Source organism: Pseudomonas sp. LBUM1651 (genome assembly GCF_059716135.1).
This window is the reverse complement of the sequence record NZ_CP166805.1, coordinates 5,474,840-5,494,987: the sequence shown is the minus strand read 5'-3', so window position 1 is coordinate 5,494,987 and position 20,148 is coordinate 5,474,840. Positions and strand designations below refer to the sequence as shown.

At 61.6% G+C, this 20,148-nt stretch carries 16 protein-coding genes; 11 read left to right on the top strand and 5 right to left on the bottom strand.

Annotated features, from left to right (window positions below):
- Positions 1-8: 8 nt before the first annotated feature.
- The 6 genes from thiL (at position 9) to ACA066_RS25725 (ending at position 4,322) form a co-directional block, all read left to right on the top strand.
- On the top strand, positions 9-974 hold the full coding sequence (gene thiL / locus ACA066_RS25750; RefSeq protein WP_497697147.1) for a thiamine-phosphate kinase: 966 nt from the start codon (positions 9-11) through the stop codon (positions 972-974).
- Positions 971-1,474, top strand: coding sequence for a phosphatidylglycerophosphatase A family protein (locus ACA066_RS25745; protein WP_131062001.1), 504 nt, complete (start codon positions 971-973; stop codon positions 1,472-1,474). The genes thiL and ACA066_RS25745 overlap by 4 nt, the downstream gene beginning before the upstream one ends.
- Positions 1,475-1,498: 24 nt before the next feature.
- Positions 1,499-2,236 (top strand): substrate-binding periplasmic protein, encoded by a 738-nt coding sequence (locus ACA066_RS25740; RefSeq protein WP_497697146.1) that lies wholly within the window; start codon positions 1,499-1,501, stop codon positions 2,234-2,236.
- Positions 2,237-2,488: 252 nt separating this feature from the next.
- On the top strand, positions 2,489-3,106 hold the full coding sequence (ribA, locus tag ACA066_RS25735; RefSeq protein WP_008033730.1) for a GTP cyclohydrolase II: 618 nt from the start codon (positions 2,489-2,491) through the stop codon (positions 3,104-3,106).
- Positions 3,103-3,522 (top strand): MFS transporter, encoded by a 420-nt coding sequence (locus tag ACA066_RS25730; protein ID WP_497697145.1) that lies wholly within the window; start codon positions 3,103-3,105, stop codon positions 3,520-3,522. Before ribA ends, ACA066_RS25730 begins: the two co-directional genes overlap by 4 nt.
- Positions 3,522-4,322, top strand: a complete 801-nt coding sequence (locus ACA066_RS25725) for a cobalamin-binding protein (RefSeq protein ID WP_497697144.1) — start codon at positions 3,522-3,524, stop codon at positions 4,320-4,322. Before ACA066_RS25730 ends, ACA066_RS25725 begins: the two co-directional genes overlap by 1 nt.
- A gap of 151 nt (positions 4,323-4,473) precedes the next feature.
- Here ACA066_RS25725 and ACA066_RS25720 read toward each other — a convergent pair whose 3' ends face one another.
- The 5 genes from ACA066_RS25720 to ACA066_RS25700 form a co-directional block, all read right to left on the bottom strand.
- Positions 4,474-6,357 carry a TonB-dependent receptor domain-containing protein gene (locus ACA066_RS25720; protein ID WP_497697143.1) on the bottom strand — a complete coding sequence of 628 codons (1,884 nt, stop codon included), beginning with the start codon at positions 6,355-6,357 and terminating at the stop codon, positions 4,474-4,476.
- A gap of 170 nt (positions 6,358-6,527) precedes the next feature.
- Entirely contained in the window at positions 6,528-8,426 is a 1,899-nt protein-coding gene (gene dxs, locus ACA066_RS25715; protein ID WP_497697142.1) for a 1-deoxy-D-xylulose-5-phosphate synthase, read from the bottom strand.
- A 92-nt stretch (positions 8,427-8,518) separates the two neighbouring features.
- Positions 8,519-9,406 (bottom strand): (2E,6E)-farnesyl diphosphate synthase, encoded by an 888-nt coding sequence (ispA, locus tag ACA066_RS25710; RefSeq protein ID WP_497697141.1) that lies wholly within the window; start codon positions 9,404-9,406, stop codon positions 8,519-8,521.
- Complete coding sequence (locus ACA066_RS25705; protein ID WP_007894317.1) at positions 9,403-9,645, bottom strand: exodeoxyribonuclease VII small subunit; 243 nt, start codon at positions 9,643-9,645, stop codon at positions 9,403-9,405. The genes ispA and ACA066_RS25705 overlap by 4 nt, the downstream gene beginning before the upstream one ends.
- A 1,003-nt stretch (positions 9,646-10,648) precedes the next feature.
- Positions 10,649-10,786, bottom strand: coding sequence for a hypothetical protein (locus ACA066_RS25700; protein WP_497697140.1), 138 nt, complete (start codon positions 10,784-10,786; stop codon positions 10,649-10,651).
- A gap of 3 nt (positions 10,787-10,789) precedes the next feature.
- Between ACA066_RS25700 and ACA066_RS25695 the strand changes: the two genes are divergently transcribed.
- From ACA066_RS25695 to ACA066_RS25675, 5 genes are read left to right on the top strand one after another with little or no spacing between them, the layout of a single operon-like run.
- Positions 10,790-11,581 carry a YfaP family protein gene (locus ACA066_RS25695; RefSeq protein WP_497697139.1) on the top strand — a complete coding sequence of 264 codons (792 nt, stop codon included), beginning with the start codon at positions 10,790-10,792 and terminating at the stop codon, positions 11,579-11,581.
- A gap of 35 nt (positions 11,582-11,616) precedes the next feature.
- Complete coding sequence (locus ACA066_RS25690) at positions 11,617-13,329, top strand: DUF2138 domain-containing protein (protein ID WP_497697138.1); 1,713 nt, start codon at positions 11,617-11,619, stop codon at positions 13,327-13,329.
- On the top strand, positions 13,314-13,964 hold the full coding sequence (locus tag ACA066_RS25685) for a DUF1175 domain-containing protein (RefSeq protein ID WP_497697137.1): 651 nt from the start codon (positions 13,314-13,316) through the stop codon (positions 13,962-13,964). The genes ACA066_RS25690 and ACA066_RS25685 overlap by 16 nt, the downstream gene beginning before the upstream one ends.
- The gene (locus ACA066_RS25680; RefSeq protein ID WP_497697136.1) at positions 13,961-18,526 is read left to right on the top strand and encodes an alpha-2-macroglobulin family protein; all 4,566 of its coding nucleotides are present in this window, start codon (positions 13,961-13,963) and stop codon (positions 18,524-18,526) included. Before ACA066_RS25685 ends, ACA066_RS25680 begins: the two co-directional genes overlap by 4 nt.
- 1 nt (position 18,527) lies before the next feature.
- Complete coding sequence (locus ACA066_RS25675; RefSeq protein WP_497697135.1) at positions 18,528-20,147, top strand: DUF2300 domain-containing protein; 1,620 nt, start codon at positions 18,528-18,530, stop codon at positions 20,145-20,147.
- Position 20,148: the final 1 nt, after the last annotated feature.

Here is a 20,148-nt window from a genome sequence, read left to right as displayed (position 1 = left end):
TCTCAGCCATGGGCGAGTTTGAGCTGATCCGCAACTTCTTCGCCGCCGCGCCTTGTGCGCAGGGCGGCGAAGGCGTTGCCCTCGGGATCGGCGATGACTGCGCCTTGCTGGCTGTTCCTCCCGGGGAGCAGTTGGCGATTTCCACCGACACGCTGGTTGCCGGCGTGCATTTCGCAGACCCTTGCGACCCGTTTCTGCTCGGTCAGCGCTCGCTGGCCGTGGCCGTCAGTGATCTGGCTGCCATGGGCGCCGCCCCCGTTGCCTTTACCCTTGCCCTGACCTTGCCTTCGGCGACCGCCGATTGGCTGCAAGCGTATGCCCGTGGATTGACCCTCATGGCGCAGCGCTGCGGCGTGGCGCTGGTGGGCGGCGATACCACCCGTGGGCCGTTGAGCCTGACCATGACTGTGTTCGGTCGTGTGCCGGCAGGAAAGGCTCTGACCCGCAGCGGTGCGCAGCCAGGCGACCTGCTGTGTGTCGGCGGTGAGCTGGGCAACGCCGCCGGTGCCTTGCCGTTGGTACTCGGTCAGCGAACCGCCGACGCCGCCATCGCCGATCCGCTGCTGGCACATTACTGGTCGCCGCAACCGCAACTCGCGTTGGGGCAGGCATTGCGCGGCAAGGCGACTTCGGCGCTGGACATCTCCGATGGCCTGCTCGCCGACTGCGGGCACCTCGCGCTGGCGTCGAAGGTCGGCATTCGGGTTGAACGGGACCGATTGCCGCTGTCGAAGGCTTTAGTGGCCTTCCTCGGTCAACCGGGCGCTGAACACGCCGCCCTGAGCGGCGGAGACGATTACGTGCTGGCCTTCACCTTACCGTCCGTCGAGTTGCCGCAGATGGTGGCAGATGGCTGGCCGATCCATGTGGTCGGGCGTGTGGTGACGGGGCAGGGCGTCGTGCTGCTGGATGCTGCCGGACAAGACATCACCCCGCAAACACGGGGCTATCAACATTTTCGGGAGACACCGTGACAGATCATCCCAAACAGGTTCCGGCGGAATTCGTACCGCCGTCGGTCTGGCGCAATCCATGGCATTTCCTGGCGTTCGGCTTCGGTTCGGGCACCTTGCCAAAGGCACCGGGCACCTGGGGTTCGTTAGTGGCGCTACCCTTTATTCCGTTGTGGCAGATGCTGCCCGACTGGGGTTACTGGCTGATGTTGGGCATCACCATGCTGTTCGGCTTCTGGCTGTGCGGCAAAGTGGCCGACGATTTGCGGGTGCACGACCACGAAGGCATCGTCTGGGACGAAATGGTCGGGATGTGGATCACCCTGTGGCTGGTGCCGGAAGGCTGGTACTGGTTGCTCGCGGGTTTTGTGGTGTTCCGCTTCTTCGACATTCTCAAGCCGTGGCCAATTCACTGGATCGACCGGCATGTGCACGGTGGCGTCGGGATCATGCTCGACGACGTATTGGCCGGGGTGTTCGCGTGGTTGGCGATGCAGGGGCTGGTATGGATTTTCGCCTGATGCTTGGCGGAGCAGGAGACTAGGATGGCTCGACGCTGGTTGGCTGTGATGGGTTTCACCCTGTTTGCTTCGCTCGCCCTGGCGGGGGAGGCGGTGACAACGCCATCGGTGATTCATCTGGCCAGCGAAGACTGGGAAGACTACACCGCCGCCGATGGCCACGGCCTGGGTTGGGACGTGTTGCGCGAAGTCTTCGAGCCGGCCGGCGTCAAACTGGACATTCGCACCGAACCTTACATTCGCGCCATCGGCCTGGCCCAGCGGGGTGAAGTGGACGCCTGTGTCGGCGGTTATCGCGATGAAGTCAGCGACCTGCTGTATCCGCGCTGGAATTACGACACCGATCACATCTACGCCCTGGGGCTGGCGAGTAACCCGGCACCGACTCCGGAGACCCTGGGCAATTATCGACTGGCCTGGGTCCGCGGCTACGATTTCCAGAATTACCTGCCCAACGTTAACCGCTATAACGAAGTCGTTCGGCGCACCGGCATTCTGTCGATGCTGACCCACAACCGCGCCGACTACTACATTGATGCGCTGACCGAAGTTGATTACGTGGTCCGCCGGGCCAAGGATCCGTCCCAGTTCCGGCGCACGCACATCGCGGAGTTGCCGCTGTACCTGTGTTTTGCCGATACGCCCAAGGCGCGGAAGTTGATGGCGCTGTTCGACCAGCGAATGGAGGTTCTGGTCAAAAACGGCCGGCTGAAACCGATCTTCGAACGCTGGAAGCAGCCTTATCCACTCTACTCGAACTGAACACAACTATATGGCAAACAATGAACCCTGTAGGAGCAGAGCTTGCTCGCGAAGGCGTCCGTACCGTCAACATCAACGTTGAATGTCGGGACGCCTTCGCGAGCAAGCTCTGCTCCTACGGGTTTAGAGGCGGGCCTGAGATCAAACTTTTAGATCGTTATGCTCCATAATTCAGCCTAAGCGTCTGTAGGAACGTGCTGTTACAATGCCGCGTCTGCGAATCTCCAGTACTTATTGATCAGGAGCACACCGGTGCCTGTCGTTTTTGTCGCCGCTTCCAAGCTGCCAACGCCTTTTGCGCAATTCACCATGCACGGCTTTCTCGATGAAGAAAACGGGCGCGAGCACGTTGTGCTGAGCCTCGGTGAGTTCGACGACGGTGCGCCGGTACTCGGCCGCTTGCACTCCGAATGCCTGACCGGCGATGCCTTGTTCAGCCAGCGTTGCGACTGCGGCTCGCAACTCGAGGCGGCGTTGCAGGCCATCGCCCGTGAAGGCCGTGGCGTGTTGCTGTACCTGCGTCAGGAAGGCCGCGGCATTGGCCTGCTGAACAAGATCCGCGCCTATGAATTGCAGGACGGCGGCGCCGACACCGTTGAAGCCAACGAGCGTCTGGGCTTTGCCGCCGACCAGCGCGACTACGCCATGTGCCTGCCGATGCTTGAGCATCTGGGCGTGAAATCCCTGCGTCTGATGACCAACAACCCACGCAAGGTCAAAGCCCTGACCGACATGGGCATCGTGGTTGCCGAGCGCGTTCCGTTGCACACCGGCCACAATCCGCACAACAAACTCTACCTGGCCACCAAGGCCAGCAAGCTTGACCACATGATGGGCAACGAGCACCAGGGCGAGGTAGACCGGGCGTGACCCGCGGTCAGGTGCGGCGGCGACTGTCCGTCAACTGGTGGCAATACCTGGCGCTGGCCTTGTTGCCGCTGTTCGTGATCAACGGCGTATTCGGCCAGAGCGAGGCGCTTCTGCCGGTGTTGGCGATGCCGTTGTTCATCGCCGGTGTGGCGTCGATGTTTGTCAGCCTGAAGTTTTTCGGTGGCTACAAACACGCGCTGATCGCCACCCAGAAATCCCTCGATACCCCTGAAGAGCCTGCCGCCTGGGTCACCCTCGCGGCTAAACGCCGTTCAGCGTTTCTCGCGGCCTGCCTGCCCGCCTGGATCGGCGCCCTGGCGGTGTTCGTCGGGCTTGAAGCGGTGCCGTTGGTGCTGTTGGCGCTGTCGACAACGGTGCTGTTCTACCTCTACCGTATCCCACGTCAACTCGGCTGATGTGCCGCATCGGGCTGGTGGTTTTGCTGCTGGCCGTCAGCGGCATGGCCTCTGCTGTCGAACGCGTCGTCAGCCTCGCGCCGTCTCTGTCTGAAATCGTTGTTGAGCTGGATTCGGTTGATCTTCTGGTCGGCGTGCTCGATGCCGGCGATCGTCCTGCTGAACTCAAAGACCTTCCTTCCGTTGGCCGCTACGGCCAGTTGGACATGGAGCGGCTGCTCAGCCTGAAGCCCGATTTGCTGCTGCTCTGGCCCGGAAGTGTCGGCCCGGCGCAGCGTGAACAACTCAAGCGCTTGAACATCCCGACCTACATCGCCGACCCGCACAACTTTGAACAATTGACCGCACAAATCGAGGCGATTGCCGCGCAGCTCGGCAGGCCCGAACGCGGCGTTTCATTGGCCACCGATTTGCGGCAGCGCCTGGATTCACTGCGCCAGCGCTATCGACGGGACGACCCGTTGCGAGTGTTTTATCAGGTCTGGGATCGTCCACTGTACACCGTCGGTGGCGGGCAGATTATCAGCGATGCGCTTGAAGTGTGCGGCGCGCGCAATGTGTTTGCCGACCTGACATTACCCGCGCCGCAGGTCAGTGTGGAAGCGGTGTTGCAGCGTAATCCCGAGGTGATTCTGGCCAGCGATCAGGCGCAGCTGGAGGCGTGGAAGGCCTGGCCGCAGGTGGCGGCGGTGGCTCATGGGCAGTTGCGGTTGATGACCGACAAGGGTCTGGAGCGGCCGAGTGGGCAGATGATCGAGGCGACGGCCAAGTTGTGCCAAGTCATCGCGCCCGACCGCTGACCTGTGGCGAGGGAGCTTGCTCCCGCTGGGCTGCGAAGCGGCCCCAAATCTGTCAGTGGGTTACTTCAGATGGGACTGCGTCAGCCGGTTTTGCGACTGCTGCGCAGTCGAGCGGGAGCAAGCTCCCTCGCCACAGGTGACCGAGTTGCTCTTAGAACTCCGGCGTCCAGGTCACCCCGAACATCCACGCCCGACCTTCCTCGCGATACCCAAACTGGCTGCCGTCATGACTGTACAACGCCCGGCTGTAACCCTTGTCCAGCAGGTTGTCGACCTTCAGCTCAAGCTTGACCTCACGATTCAGCTCCCAACTGCCGCGCAATCCCAGCAACGCATACCCACCTAACGGCTGCTGATTGCTCTCATCGTCATAACTGCTGCTCACCGCTTGCCAACTGGCGCCGAAACCCAGTCGATCGAACTGCCGATCCAGATCCAGGCTCAACGTCCGCCGTGCGCGACGCGCCAGGGTGTGGCCACTGTCGCGATCCCGCGGGTCGATGATCGCCACGCCAAGAGCGCTCTGCCAGCCGAGCAGTTCTTGCTTCAACGCCGCTTCAAACCCGTTGATCCGTGCCGAGGCGACGTTCTGCGGGCGGTCGTTGCTGCCGAAGATGATTGCGTCCTTTAGGTCGGTGCGATACAGCGAGGCTTCGAGGCGACTGGTATCGGTCAGCTGACTGCGCCATTGCAGCTCATAGCTTTTCGAGGTTTCAGGCTTCAGGTCCGGATTGCTGAAATCCGGGTAATACAAGTCATTGAACGTCGGTGCGCGAAAGCCTTCGCTGTAGGTCAGCAGCACGTCGTTGTCCGGGTTTAACGGCAAGGTGAACGTACCGCTCCAGCTGTTCTGACTGCCGAACTGCTGATTCTGGTCTCGGCGCAGGCCCAGTTCCGTAGAGAAGCTGTCCGCCTGATAGCGATGCTGGATAAATGCCGCACGGTTCCAGCGGCTGTCCTCGTCGAACGCTGTGCTGCTGTTGATGCGGTCTTCGTACCAGTCGCCGCCAAGGATCAGGCTGTTGCGTGTGTCGAGCGTCAGGTCGTTCTGCCAGTTCAGCGAGTCGCGGTAAGTGTTGAACACGCCGCGTTCGTCGCTGAGCTTGTCGAAGGACTTCTCGCGGTTTTCGCTGTGGCCGAATTCGACGCGGGTTTTCCACAGGTCGTTGATGCGCGCATCGACGTAACTGCTGAGGCTGCTCACGGTGAACTCGTTGTAGGGTTGCTGCTGGACCGATTTGAAGGTGGTGCTGTCGAAGCGGCCGAACGGATTGTCGAATGCGCTTTTGCCACGGTTATCCAGCAGGTTGGCGCCGATTTCGATGTCATCGGTGAGGGCGTGACTCAGGCTCAGACTCAACGACTTGTTGCGATACTCATCGTGATCGCCATCGCTCGGGTACGATTCGTGGGTGCGATTGATCCCGGCGGTTTCATCGAGGCTGGCACCCAGATTGAAACGAGTTTGCTCATCACCCCCGGACAAACCGACGCTTCGCTCCCAGGTCTGGTTGCTGCCGAAACCCGCATGCAGGCGCGGTTGCAGGCCTTGTTCGGCGCCACGGCGGGTGAAAATCTGGATCACCCCGCCAATCGCATCGCTGCCGTAAATCACCGAACGGGAGCCGCGCAGCACTTCCACGCGCTCGACCTGTTCGATGTTGATGTGTTGCAGGTTGCTGTCGCCGGAAGTCGAGTTGCCGATGCGTTGACCGTCCACCAGCACCAGGCTCTGCGCCGACTTCGTCCCCCGAATGTAAATCCCCGGCAGGCTGCCGCGCCCGCCGGTTTGCCCGACTTGCACGCCCGGCACACGACGCAGCAGGTCAGTGACGCTGCCCGGTTGCAGACGGTCGATGTCTTCGCGGGTGAACACGGTGTTGGCGGCGCTGCTGTCGTTGCGGGCTTCGACCTGGCGGTTGGCGCTGATCAGCACGTCGGGCAGCTTCAGGGCCTGATCACGTTCGAAGGTGTCGGCCAGGAGTGGGCCGGACGGCAGAAGGGTCAGCGTCAGGACGAGGCGGGAGAGTTTCATGGGCAGTCCGTTGGTGCGTTAAAGCGAACACAAATTTTGAAGGGGACAAAAAACCAATGTGGGAGCGAGCCTGCTCGCGATGACGGTGTGTCAGTCAATGAATTAGTTGACTGTCAGTCCGCTATCGCGAGCAGGCTCGCTCCCACAGGGTTTTGCATTTGCTCAGAGGATCAGAGGTTCAGCAGTTTCAGGCGTTCACGTACTGACGCTTCGATCCCGGCTTCATCCAACCCACACTCGGCCAGCATTTGCGCAGGCTTGGCGTGTTCGACGTAAACATCCGGCAGGCCCAGGTGCAGCATCGACTTGAGGATGTTTTCCCGGGCGAGGAATTCGCTGACGGCGCCACCGGCACCGCCCATGATTGCGTTTTCTTCGATGGTCACCAGCAACTCATGGCTGCCGGCAATCTCGCGAACCAGGTCTTCGTCCAGCGGTTTGACGAAACGCATGTCGACCACGGTCGCATCCAGCGTCTCGGCGACTTTCAAGGCCTCGGCCAGTTGCACGCCAAACGCCAGCAGGGCGACTTTGCTGCCCTGGCGGCGAACCACGCCTTTGCCGATTTCGATCGGTTGCAGGTCTTTCTCGATCGTCGCGTTCGGGCCATTGCCGCGCGGGTAACGCACCGCCGCCGGGCCGTTGTACAGGTGGCCGGTGGTGAGCATTTTGCGCAGCTCATTTTCATCGCTCGGGGTCATCACCAGCATGCCGGGTATGCAACGCAGGAACGACAGGTCGAAGCTGCCCGCGTGCGTCGGGCCGTCTTCGCCCACCAGACCGGCACGGTCGATGGCGAACAATACGTCGAGGTTTTGCACCGCGACGTCATGAATCAATTGATCGTAGCCACGTTGCAGGAACGTCGAGTAAATCGCCACAACCGGTTTCGCGCCTTCACAGGCCATGCCGGCCGCGAGGGTCACGGCGTGTTGCTCGGCAATTGCCACGTCGAAGTAGCGTAGTGGGAAACGCTCGCTGAACGCCACCAGGTCGGAGCCTTCCTTCATCGCCGGGGTGATGCCCACCAGGCGCGGATCAGCGGCGGCCATGTCGCACAGCCATTCGCCAAACACACCGGAATACTTCGGCCCACCGGCCTTTTTCGGCACGGCGGCCGGGGCGTCCAGCGGTTCGAGTTTGGTGATGGCGTGGTAACCGATCGGGTCGACTTCCGCCGGGGCGAAGCCTTTGCCTTTCTTGGTGACGATGTGCAGGAACTGCGGGCCTTTCAGATCGCGCATGTTGCGCAGGGTGGCGATCAGGGTCGGCAGGTCGTGGCCATCGATCGGGCCGATGTAGTTCCAGCCCAGCTCTTCGAACAGCGTGCCGGGGACCAGCATGCCTTTGGCGTATTCTTCGGTACGACGGGCGATTTCCCACGCGCCGGGCAGGCGCGACAGGACCTTTTTGCTGCCTTCGCGCATGCTCGCGTAGGTGCGGCTGGAGAGGATTTTCGCCAGATAATTCGACAAGCCACCGACGTTGCGCGAGATCGACATGTCGTTGTCGTTGAGGATCACCAGCATGTTGGCGTTCACTTCCGGCGCGTGGTTCAGCGCCTCGAAGGCCATGCCGGCAGTCAGTGCGCCGTCGCCGATCACCGCGATGGCCTTGCGATCACTGTTTTGCAGGCGGGCGGCAATGGCCATGCCCAGCGCGGCGCTGATCGAGGTGCTGGAGTGGCCGACGCCAAAGGTGTCGTACTCGCTCTCGGATCGACGCGGGAAAGCGGCGACGCCGTCCTTCTGGCGCAGGGTGCCCATGCGCTCGCGACGGCCGGTGAGGATTTTGTGCGGATAGGCCTGATGACCCACGTCCCACACCAGCCGGTCGTCCGGGGTGTCGAAGACGTAATGCAACGCGATGGTCAGCTCGATGACGCCCAGGCCTGCACCGAAATGCCCGCCGGTCTGACCGACCGAGTAGAGCAATTCCAGGCGCAACTCATCGGCCAGGGTTTCCAGCTCGGCTTCGCCCAACCGGCGCAGGCCGTCCGGCGTGTTGGCACGGTCGAGCAGGGGCGTGGTCGGGCGCTTGCGGGGAATCTCATGAAACGTCGTGGGCATCAGGCGAATCGTTATAGGTATAAAAGATGCGGCAGTTTACCTGATGCATCGCCCCCTGCCCACGCGTTGGTTTTAACTTGGCGGATACGCCGTCAGCTGCGCCGTTCGACGATGTAGCGGGCCAGATCGCGCAACGGCTCGGCGGCCGCGTCAAACGGTCGCAGCGCGTGCAGGGCCTGGTCGCGCAGTTCCAGGGCGTAGGCTTTGGCTGCATCGAGGCCAAGCAGGGCCGGGTAGGTCGGCTTGTCGCGAGCGATGTCGGCGCCCTGGCGTTTGCCGAGGGTTTCGGTGTCACTTTCGACGTCGAGAATGTCGTCCTGCACCTGAAACGCCAAGCCGATGGCCTGTGCATACATCTGCAAGGACTTCAGTTCGTCCTTCTCGGCACGGCCACTGGCGAGGGCGCCGAGTTTGACGCTGACCTCGATCAGCGCGCCGGTCTTGTGCCGATGCATGGTTTCGAGGGCTTTTTGATCGAGTTTCAGACCCACCGAACCCAGGTCGATGGCCTGACCGCCGACCATGCCCGCCGGACCGGCCGCCAACGCCAGTGCGCTGACCATTTGCAGGCGAATCTCGGCATCCGATGAGCTCAGGCGCGGGTCGAGCAGGGCGCTGAAGGCCAGGCTCTGCAAGCCGTCGCCGGCGAGAATCGCGCAGGCCTCATCGAATTTCTTGTGGGTGGTCGGCTGGCCGCGACGCAGATCGTCGTCGTCCATCGCCGGCAGATCGTCGTGCACCAGCGAATAAGCGTGGATCAGCTCCACCGCGCAGGCCGCGCCGTTGGCTTGCTCAGCCTTGCCGCCCAGCGCTTCGCACGCCGCGTAAGCCAGCAAAGGGCGCACGCGTTTGCCGCCGTTCATCACGCTGTAGCGCATGGCTTCGTACAGCCGCGCGAGTTCAGGGCTTGGCGCGTTGAACAAGGTTTCCAGTGCCGCGTTGACGCGGGCCTGGCTGGTCGCCGAATACGCTGCAATCATTCTGGTTGATCCGCGTCGAAGGGTTCCTCGGCCAGCTCGCCATCACGCTCGAGCAGCACTTGAACCTTTTGCTCGGCCTGGGCCAGCGCTGCCTGGCAGTCGCGGGTCAGACCGATGCCCTGCTCGAAAGCGGTCAGCGAGTCTTCAAGCGACAGTTCGCCGTTCTCCAGTCGCTCCACCAGCGTTTGCAGGTCGGCGAGGGATTGTTCGAAATCCAGTGCAGCTTTTTTGCGGGCCATGGCGTCGATTTCCGGTTGACGTTAAACCGGCGCGACACTAGCAGACATGGGGGGTATGGGCAAATCAGCGGCCATTGGGTAGCCCTGATCATGAGGGGGAAACGCAGCCTGCGCTGTTCGCTTGGGATGGGTGTTCATTTGGTTGGTGTATATCCGTTTCTTCGGTAACGGTGGCTATTGGTTCCGCTCTTACAGCGGGTCACTTTGGAAGAGCGCCAAGTAACCAAGCGCTTTTGCCCCTTTCGTTCGGCCCTTCGCTTAGGCTCAGGGTGCCCTCGCTCCGGTCCTGCTCCGTGGGCCCGCCGCCATCGCCATCCATGGCCGGGGGCGGCTAACCCGGCATCCATGCCGGGTTGCCCACTGCGCAGAACCTCCACTCGGCCTCTCAAGGGGGGCGACTACCGCCACAGCACCGCGAGGCGGCCTACCGGCCTGTCTCTTTGTTCGTACGCATTTCCCCTGTGGGAGCTAGCCTGCTAGCGATGGACGTCAACGATAACGCGTGCTGTCTGAATGAACGCGGTGTCTGGACGTCTATCGCTAGCAGGCTAGCTCCCACAGGTATGAGTTCGCTCTAGTTGTTGATCTGGCTTTGGCTTTGGCTTTGGCTTTGGCTGTTGATCTGGCTTTTGATCTTGATCTGCCCCGTCGGATGGCCGATGGCGGCGGCCCACGGAGCAGGGCCGGAGCAAGGGCATGCCGAGCCATAGCGAGGCACCGTACGTCAGGGGCGCTGGCGCTTGGTTACTTGGCGCTCTTCCAAGTAACCCGCCGTAAGGGCGGAACCAATAGCAGCCGTTACCGCAACAACGGATATGTACACCATAAACCCCCCCGCAACCTGACACGCAGCCTTCGCGAGCAGGCTCGCTCCCGCAATGGTTCCGGAAACATCCGCAGTACAGGATTATTCGGCTCACTTTGTGAGCCGAATAAGGCCGCTATTCGGCTCACGCCCCACAATCATCGTGATATCCCCCGCAAATCAAGATGGATCCGATTGTTAAAAACCCGCCAAATGGCTAACCTTCGCGCCTTCTACGACCCAATAGTCACGGGTCTTTCTGACGAAACGCAGTTTTTGCATCTGTAACGCGCCGAGGATCAGGCGCAAGGTTTCGTTATGCATGGCAGGAGGCATCACATGCGTTCATTTTTTCTATGCCTGATGGGGTGGGTCTGCGCGACTGCTGCCTGCGCCGAGCCGACGGCCGAGCTGTCGGAACCGGTGGGCGGCTGGCGCTACAACGGCCTGCTCGATCGCAGCGAAAACCCTCAAGTCGCCTATCCCACACCTCCCATCGACCGGGGCGTGCAGCGCAATCGTACGATGATCGAAGGCCAGCTCAAGGCCATCGGCGCGCAACGCGGGCCGCACACACTGGCGGTCAACGGCAATCCATTGAACCTCTACACCGACGACCAAGGGCGTTTCGCCCGGCCGTATGCGTTTGGCGCCGGTGCCAACAGCGTCGAAGTGCGCAGTGCCGAAGGCAAATCCCTTAAGCGCGTCCAATTCTATGAAGCCAATAACCTGCGCACGCCGGCGCGGATTCGCGTGGTGCTGGGTTGGGATGATCCGAAAGCCGAGCTCGACCTGCACATCATTACGCCCGACGGCCAGCATGCGTTCTGGGCTCGCCCGGCGATGAGCAACGGCGGTGGCCTGGACCCGGATGGCGTCGACGGTCCCGGCCCGGAAATGTTCACCATGACCGCGCCGCTGCATGGCACCTATCTGGTTTACGTGAACTATTGGGGCAACTTCGGCAGCGGCGGCTATAACTTCGATGAGACCAGCAACCAGAACGAGGTGATCACCTCGCAAATCAATCTGGTGCTCAACGAAAACACCGTCGACGAAAAACGCGAAACCTTCATCGTGCCCCTGCGCGCGATCGGTGACCTGCTGCTGGTCAAGACTTTCAACTATTAAGCATCCCGCACCACGGATGAATTGGGCTTTGTGAAATGAGCGATAACACTGTATCTCCGGCCGCTGAGGCGCCTGCTGCCAAAACTCCTCGTCGCTGGCCGGCGCTGCTGGTCGGGCTGATCCTGGTGGCTGGCGTGGCGGCCGGACTTGGCTGGTTCATGCACAAACCCAAGGCGCCGCCCGCAGAGTTGGTCAGCGACAAACTGGGCATGAGCCGCCCGGACGGCCTGCTCGAAACCCATTCCTTGAGCCAGTTGCCCAAGGACTTGCTGGCGGTGCCATTCCTTAAGGAAACCCTCACCGAAGATTTCGTCTTCTATTACGAAACCCATGCCGATCGCCTCGGCTTGATTGGCAGTCTGCGGCGGATTATCTACGAGCATGACCTGAAATTGCAGGACAGCCTGATCGAACAGCTTTTCGATCAACCGGCGGATGTGGCGCTGTGGCGCGGGGCAGATGGCCGTCTGAAAGACTTTTTGTTGGTGATGGATCGCGGTGGTCTGGCCAAGGTGCTGGAGCCGCTGGCGAAAGTGGTGCTGGATGATTCGCAGCTGACCCAGCTCAGTGAAATCAAGGTCGGCGGCGATGTGGTGCCGCTTTATCAACTCACCTACAACCACAGCAAAGCGCTGCTGTTCGCCTCTCATGGCGACAAACTGGTGGTGCTGTCCAATCCGGCCAAGTTGTATGAGACCGGCCACGGTCCGGTCGACGAACCCGGCATGGTGTCGACTGAATCGCTGGAAGCACTGCTCGGCGGCCAGAAACTGTTCCCCGAAGCCTTCGGCCTGCCACCCCGCGCCCCTGAAGTGAAACAACGCCTCTCGGTCAATGCCAGCGTCCTGGCCATGGGTTACCAACGTTTCATCCCGAACTTCGCCGGCCTGCGCTTCGACATGGACGACAAGGGTTGGCACAGCTTCCTGGCCATGGACGAACTGGAAAACCAGCCAGACTTCGATTTCAAACCGATCTGGCAAGCCATGCCGATGGGCGCCAGTGCTTGCGTGGCCCTGCCGCTCGCCGCCGAACAACAGAAACCGCTGCTGGTGAAACTCGGCGCCGAAGAGACCGTGGCCCAGGCCCTGACCGAACACATGGCCGGTGCCGCCGGCCTGTGCTGGTACGCCGATTCGCGGCTGTACACGCCGCTGCTGGTGGCCAGCCTGAATGACGACGACAGCGCCAAACTCGACGGTGACCTGGGCAACTTGTTCAGCTCGATGGTCGGCGCTTATGAAGGTAACGTCGAAGAACACGCGTTCCCGGTGGTCGAGAAACAGGAAGGCGAAAACCACCAATGGCAGCGTCAGGTCAGCTCCAACTTCGGCCCCTACAAAGCCAAGGATGCCGAGAACCCGGACGCGATCACCGGCAAGGCCTTCATGAAAGTCAGCCTGGCGCGCCACGGTTCGACGCTGCTGTTTTCCCTCGACGACAAGCTCGTGGACAAAGCCCTCGGTACCCTCGACAAACGCTTCCCGCCGATGGCCGACGTGGTGCCGAAAGACCTGCTGATGCCGGTCTACTTCGGCCCGGATTCCATGGCGCAGCTGATGCAGCAGGAAACCCTCGACAGCCTGCCGCAGGACATGGAGCCGGTGTTCTACAACGCCGCGCAAACCTACCTGATCCCGAAACTGCGCAAGCTCGGCGGCTATGGCAAATATGCGCTGACGTTGCCGGAAGGCAGCGAGCCCGACGGCCATTGGCAGTGGCTGCCGCTGGAATGGAAAGCACTGTGACTGCACTCATCCGAGGCCTCGGCCTGCTGGCGATGTTGCTGGGCAGTCGCGCATTTGCCACCGAAGCGGCGCCGCTCGACGCGCAGCAATCCCAGGTGTTTCGCGCCTGGTTCGTGCGCATCGCCCAGGAGCAACTGACCCAAGGCCCGAGCCCGCGCTGGTATCAGCAGGACTGCGCCGGGCTGGTGCGTTTTGCCGCCAACGAAGCGCTGAAAGTCCACGACGACAAATGGCTGCGCAGCAATGGCCTGTCCAACCGCTACCTGCCGCCCGAGTTGCAATTGAGCGAGGCACAACGCGGCCTCGCCCAGCAATGGCAGCAGGGCGGCGGCAAGGTCGGGCCGTACGTCAACGCGATCAAACTGATTCAGTTCAACAGCCATCTGGTTGGCCGCGACCTGGCGCAGGCCCGGCCCGGCGACCTGATGTTTTTCGATCAGGGCGACGACCAGCACCTGATGATCTGGATGGGCCGCTACATCGCCTATCACACCGGCACCACCACCCCCACTGACAACGGCATGCGATCCGCGAGCCTGCAGCAACTCATGACATGGAAGGACACCCGATGGATACCCGACGCAGCCAACCCCAACTTCATCGGCGTCTATCGACTGAACTTTCTCTCCCAATGACCGGTGCCCGCATGCTGCGCTTTCTGTCTCTACTGTTGGTATTGGTGCTGCCTTTTTCGGCAGTGAATGCCGAAGACACCGTCGAGCCGAGCGGTTACACGCCGGTGGCCGGTGAAAGCTTTTTCCTGCTGGCCGACAGCAGTTTCGCCAGCGACGAGCAGGCGATGGTCCGTCTCGAAGCGCCGGGCCGCGACTATCGCCGGTTCCGCATGGAGCCTTACGGTGGCGCCGACATTCGCGTGTACCGCATCGACAAACCGCTGGATTTCCTCAAGCGCCAGAAGAACCTGCACCGCGTGGTCAGCGACGGCCAGTTCAAGGGCGAAGGCCTGTCGAACACCCTCGCGTACCTGTGGGACAACTGGTATCGAAAATCCCGTCGGGTGATGCAGCGAGCGTTTTCCTACGAGTCGCGCAAACAAGTCACCGAGGAAGTGCCGGAACTGAAGATGGGCACCGCCATCGCCGCGCCAACGCCTTACGATGCTCAGCCGCAATTCGCACTGATTCCGGGCCTGCCGGTGGTCAGCCAGTTCCGTTATCCGCTGTGGCAAGCCAAACCAATCCAGCCGCCTACAGGTGTGAACCTCGCCGGTTCTTCCAGCGAGTTCGTCACTGTCGCGCCGGGCAACGTGTACATCCCGTTGGGCAACCTGAAACCGGGTCTGTACCTGGTCGAAGCGCTGATCGGCAAGTACCGTGCGACTACCATGGTCTTCGTCTCCAACACTGTGGCCGTGAGCAAGATTGCCGGTGATGAACTGGTGGTCTGGGCTGCGCGCAAACACGAAGGCAGTTCGGTGCCGAAGGTGAATGTGCTGTGGACCGATGGCCTCGGCGTGATGAGCAGCGGCGCCACCGATACCGATGGTTTGCTGCGCCTGAAACACGTCAGCCCGGAGCGTTCGTTCGTGATCGGCGAGGACGAAGAGGGCGGGGTGTTTGTCTCCGAGAACTTCTATTACGACAGCGAAATCTACGACACCAAACTCTATGCGTTCACTGATCGTCCGCTGTATCGGCCGGGGGATTGGGTGTCGCTGAAAATCGTCGGTCGCGAGTTCAAGAACGCTCGCGATTCGGTGCTGCCAACCGCTGCCGACGTCAACGTGACGGTGCTTGATGCCACGGGCACCGCGCTGCAAACGCTGGCGCTGAAACTCGATTCCAAGGCGGGCACCCAAGGCCGTTTCCAGTTGCCGGACAACGCGGTGGCGGGTGGTTATCAGTTGCGCTTCAGCTACAAGGATCAGGCCTACAGCAGCGCCTTCCGCGTGGCCGAATACATCAAGCCGCACTTCGAAATATCCCTGAACCTGGCCAAGCAGGATTACCGCACCGGCGAACCGGTGAAAGGCAATCTGGTGCTGCTGTACCCCGACGGCAAACCGGTGGCCGATGCCAGGTTGACCCTGAACCTGCGTGCCCAGCAACTGTCGATGGTCGATAACGAGCTGCAATACCTCGGGCAGTTTCCGGTGGAACTGACCAGTGCTGAATTGACCACTGACTCCAAAGGCAACGCGACCCTCGACCTGCCGGCCGCCGAAAAACCGAGCCGTTACATGCTCACCGTTTTTGCCAGCGATGGCGCGGCGTATCGGGTCAGGACCACCAAGGAAATCCTCATTGATCGTGGCGCCGCGAGTTTCAGTCTGCGGGCGCCGCAGCGCTTCAGTGCGGTGGGCGACAAGGTTGCGTTCAGCTATTTGAATGAAGGTGGCAGCGAGCAAAGCAAAACCGTCACGCCGAGCAGCTACAGCTGGGTGCGCCTGGAAGATCAGAGCACCGGTGAAGGCAAACTCGTCGCCAGTGATAAAAGCTTCACGTTGGCCTTCGACCGTCCCGGCACCTACAACCTGACATTGAAGGATGAGCATGGTCGTGTGGTCGGTGCGACCGGTCATTCGGTCACCGGGGACGGCGTCAAAGCCGTGCCCGGCACCGTGGAAATCATCCTCGACAAACCCGAGTACAAGGCGGGTGACGAAGCCCTCGCGTTGATTACTTTCCCTGAGCCAGTCAGCGATGCACTGCTGTCGCTTGAGCGGGACAAGGTCGAGGCCACGGCGCTGCTGTCCAAGGGCGGCGACTGGCTGAAGATGGAAAAACTCAGCGACACCCAATACCGCGCACGCATCCCGGTGAAGGACAATTTTGCGCCGAACCTGACCTTCTCCGTGCTCTACACCAAAGGCGGTCAATACAGCTTCCAGAACGCCGGGATCAAGGTGATTGCACCGCAGATCGACGTGGCTATCACCACCGATAAAGAGGCGTATCAACCGGGTGATACCGTGTCTGTCGACCTCACCACTCAATTTGCCGGCAAGCCGATTCCGGCGCACCTGACAGTCAGCGTGGTCGACGAAATGGTCTACGCGCTGCAACCGGAAGTCGCGCCGACCATCGACCAGTTCTTCTACCACCCGCGCCGAAACAACGTGCGCACTAGCGCCAGTCTGTCGTTCATCAGCTACGACGTCGCGTTGCCGGGCAGCCCTGGTGCACCGGGCAAAGCCAACCGCAGCGAGCGCGGCGTGAAAGTGCTGGAGCGGCCGCGTCGTGAAGACGTCGACACCGCCGCATGGCAGCCGGAATTGATCACCGACGCCAACGGCAAAACCCGCTTCACCTTCAAGATGCCCGATTCGCTGACCCGCTGGCGCATCACTGCCCGGGCCATCGCCGATGACGGTCAGGTCGGGCAGAAAAAGCAATTCGTGCGCTCGGAAAAACCGCTGTACCTGAAGTGGAGTGGCCCGAGCAAATTCCGTACGGGCGACAAACCGGATCTCGGTGTGTTCGCCTTCAGTCAGGCGGAAAAACCGGTCAAGGCTGAGCTGGTGATTCATTACGGCGGCACCGAACAGCGGGTGCCGGTGACGCTGAACAACGGCATCAACTACATCGCTCTGCCGGCGTTTGCCTTGGCCACTGGCGAGTGGACCGCCGAGCTGGTGCTGGATGGCAAAACCGCTGACGCGCTGGCCGTGCGCCTGACCGCGACCGGCGAAGGCTGGCAGGTCACACAAAGTCAAAGCCTGGACGTGGCCAGCGGTGATACACCGTTGACCTTGCCGGCGGACGCAACGGACATTCGCCTGCATCTGGATGACAGTCCGCAAGCGCTGTTCCGCTCGGCGCTCGATGATTTGCTGAGCTATCCGTACGGCGGCGTCGAGCAGACGGCCAGTCGTTTGCTGCCGTTGAGCATTGCGTACCCGACCTTGTCGTCGAATCCGCAGATCCGCGATCGCCTGCGCCTGATCATGCAGAACAGCCGTCTGCGCCTGGTGCAAATGGCCGGGCCATCCGCGAGTTTCACCTGGTGGGGCATGGACGGTGAGCCGGATGCGTTCCTCACCGCGTACGCCTATTACGCCGACTGGTACGCCAGCAAGGCGCTGGAACTGAGCCTGCCGCCGGAGCACTGGCAGCGGGTGCTGGAGGTGTATTCCAAGCAGGCGAAAAATACGCCGCTGCTGCAGCGGGCGCTGATCCTGTCGTTTGCCAAGCAGATGCAATTGCCGGTCAACACTTTGCTCAGCGGGTTGATGGACGACCTGGCGAAAGCGGGCGAGGGCAATGCCGCGAACCTGATGGAGGATGGCGAAGACAGCATCGTCATGAGCGATCCGGATTCGGCGCTCGGGTTGGCGGCGGCGCGTGTGCTTACGGCATCGTTGGCTCGTCAGTCCAAGGTGATGTTGCCCGACGCTTTCAATCGTCAATTGCCCGATGCGCAACAGCGTCTGGCGGTCAGTTCCCAGCCGTTTGCCGAAGCGTTGAACCTGTCGCTGCAAGCCTTCGATCAGGCTCACGCGCAAACCTTGTTGCAACGTCTGTTGCCACAGCAATCGACCCTGGAACGCGCGTTGGCGCTGACCTGGTTGCAACGCAGCATTGAGCAAGCCTCGCCGACCATCGCACTGGCACCGGGTGAAGGCTGGAAGAAAAATCATGGTGATACCGGTGAGATGTATTGGACTTGGCAGGGCGCTGCGCCAGTGCCTGCAGTGTTGTCGCTGACCGGGACGCAAGAACGCCCGTTGCGGGCGGCGTTGAGTTTCCAGACTAAACAACCTCCAGTTGATCCGATGGCCGTGACCATCACCCGTCGCCTGTCGCGTCTGGTGCCGGGTGACGAAGCCTTCACTTTCAAACTCGAAGCGGTCGGCACCAAGCCGTTGTCCAGCGACAGCCTGTATCTGGACGAAGTGATCATCACCAGCAAAGCCGCGAAACCGCTGCGTTACGGGATGATCGAAGTGCCGCTGCCGCCGGGCGCGGACGTCGAGCGCACCACGTGGGGCATCAAGTTGATGGGCAAGGCCGGCACTGAACCGACGGCGCTGGAGAAGGCGCGCTTCGAACCGGGTCAGATGGCTTACGCGATTCCGGTGGATGCGTTGAGTGGTGAACGGCGTCTGCGTCATCTGGTGCGCTTCTCGCAGAAAGGCCAGTTCAACCTGCCGCCGGTGCGTTTCACTCAGGTCTATGCGCCGCAGCATCAGGCCCAGGAACAGAAACCGGCGCTTGGTCAGATCACGGTCAACTGACATGACCCGACGTTTGGTCTGGTGGCTGCTGTGTTTGATCCCTGCGCTGGCGACAGCGCAGGACGAGCCGTTGCGTCTGGGCTTCAAGGGTGAATTGCTGTCGTTGAGCCGGACCCAGGTGATTTCTCGCGAGCCGTTGCCTGACTCCTTGCAGACTCCGTTGGGTAGTGTGTGGAAGTTGTTTGTCTACGGCTGGCTGGTGGACACCGGTGCCCGAGAGCCGGCGTATGAATGTCGCGGGCAGTCGAAAGAAGAAGTTTATTGCTGCACCGCGGGCGGCAAAATTGAGCGTGATCAGGCGCTGGTGAAGTCCTGCGGTCTTTATTTTGAGCCAGCACGGTTGGGTATTGCTGGCGCTGATTGGCGCACGTATTGGCAAGCGAGGAAAGCGCCGGAGTGGCTGCTTGATTTGCCTTCATTGCAGCCCTCCACGCGGGTTCCGGTGGTGGAGTTGCTGCGAATGTTGGCCGTGATGCCGGCGCAGGATCAGGCGCGGCGGGTGTTGCTGGACGTGGTGTTGAACGCTGCCGATGGCAATGTCGTGGGCGAGCTCGGTGGCCGGTTGCGGGTGAAAACCTGGAGCTGGTTGGGTGATCAGGATCCGTCGTCGCGTCAGGGAGGTTTTGCGGGTTGGATGGCGGATGGCACGCCGATTTGGGCCGGTGGGCGGGGGACCAGTCAGATGGTTCTGCGCAATTACGGACAGGCGTTGGCTTCGGTGCTGCCGGTTGATTGGCCTTTGGATGCGGGGCGCTGCGTCGAGGTTGGTCTGTTTTCACGTTATCCGATTGGACGCGTTCTGGCGGGGGATCGGGTTGTGTCTTCCGGGCCTTTGCAGGGCGACTATCGCGTTGATTTCGCCAACGGCAATCAACTGGATATCCACAGCGACGGTGAGCTGTTTTTGGTGAAGGATAAACTGGTCGCCCGCCTGGATCGCGAGGAGTACGTCGCCCGGGTCCTGCAGCGCGAAGCCAAATCTGAACCTGCTGAAGCCGCTAAAGCCCTGGCCATCGCCATTCGCACCTATCTGCTGCAAAACGCCACCCGCAACGGCGACTGCCTGAGCATCGACGACAGCAGCAGCCGCCAACGCGTTGCCCCGCGCCCGGCCACTGCCGAATCACGCAACATCGCCGCGTGGACCAGCGACCTCGTTCTCGCCGGCAGCACCGTCACCTACCACTCCGACCAACCCGGCCCGGACAAACTCTCCTGGCAACAAGCCGTCGAACAAGCCAGCGCCGGCCAACGCTACGACGCCATCCTGCTGCACGCCTACCCGCGCGCGAGCCTCAGCCGCTGGGACAACCCCGTCGCCTCCTGCGAAGTACTGCCCGCCGCGCAAGACTGGCTGCAAACCCAACGCCGCGGCTGGCGTGCGCGGTTGGAAAGCGAGGTCGGCTACAACGAAGTCAGCACGTTCGCCGTCTGCCGCCTCGCTTTCGGCCGCCCCTATGTCGACCGCGAACGCCAGCGCATTTATGTGCGCGGCGTACTGTCGCTGCAAGACCGCCTCGACCTGACCCACGAATACCTGCACCTGGCTTTTGAAGCTCATCCCAACGGCCAGGATGAAACCTACATCGAAGGGCTCGCCCGCCACCTCTTGCTGGAATAGG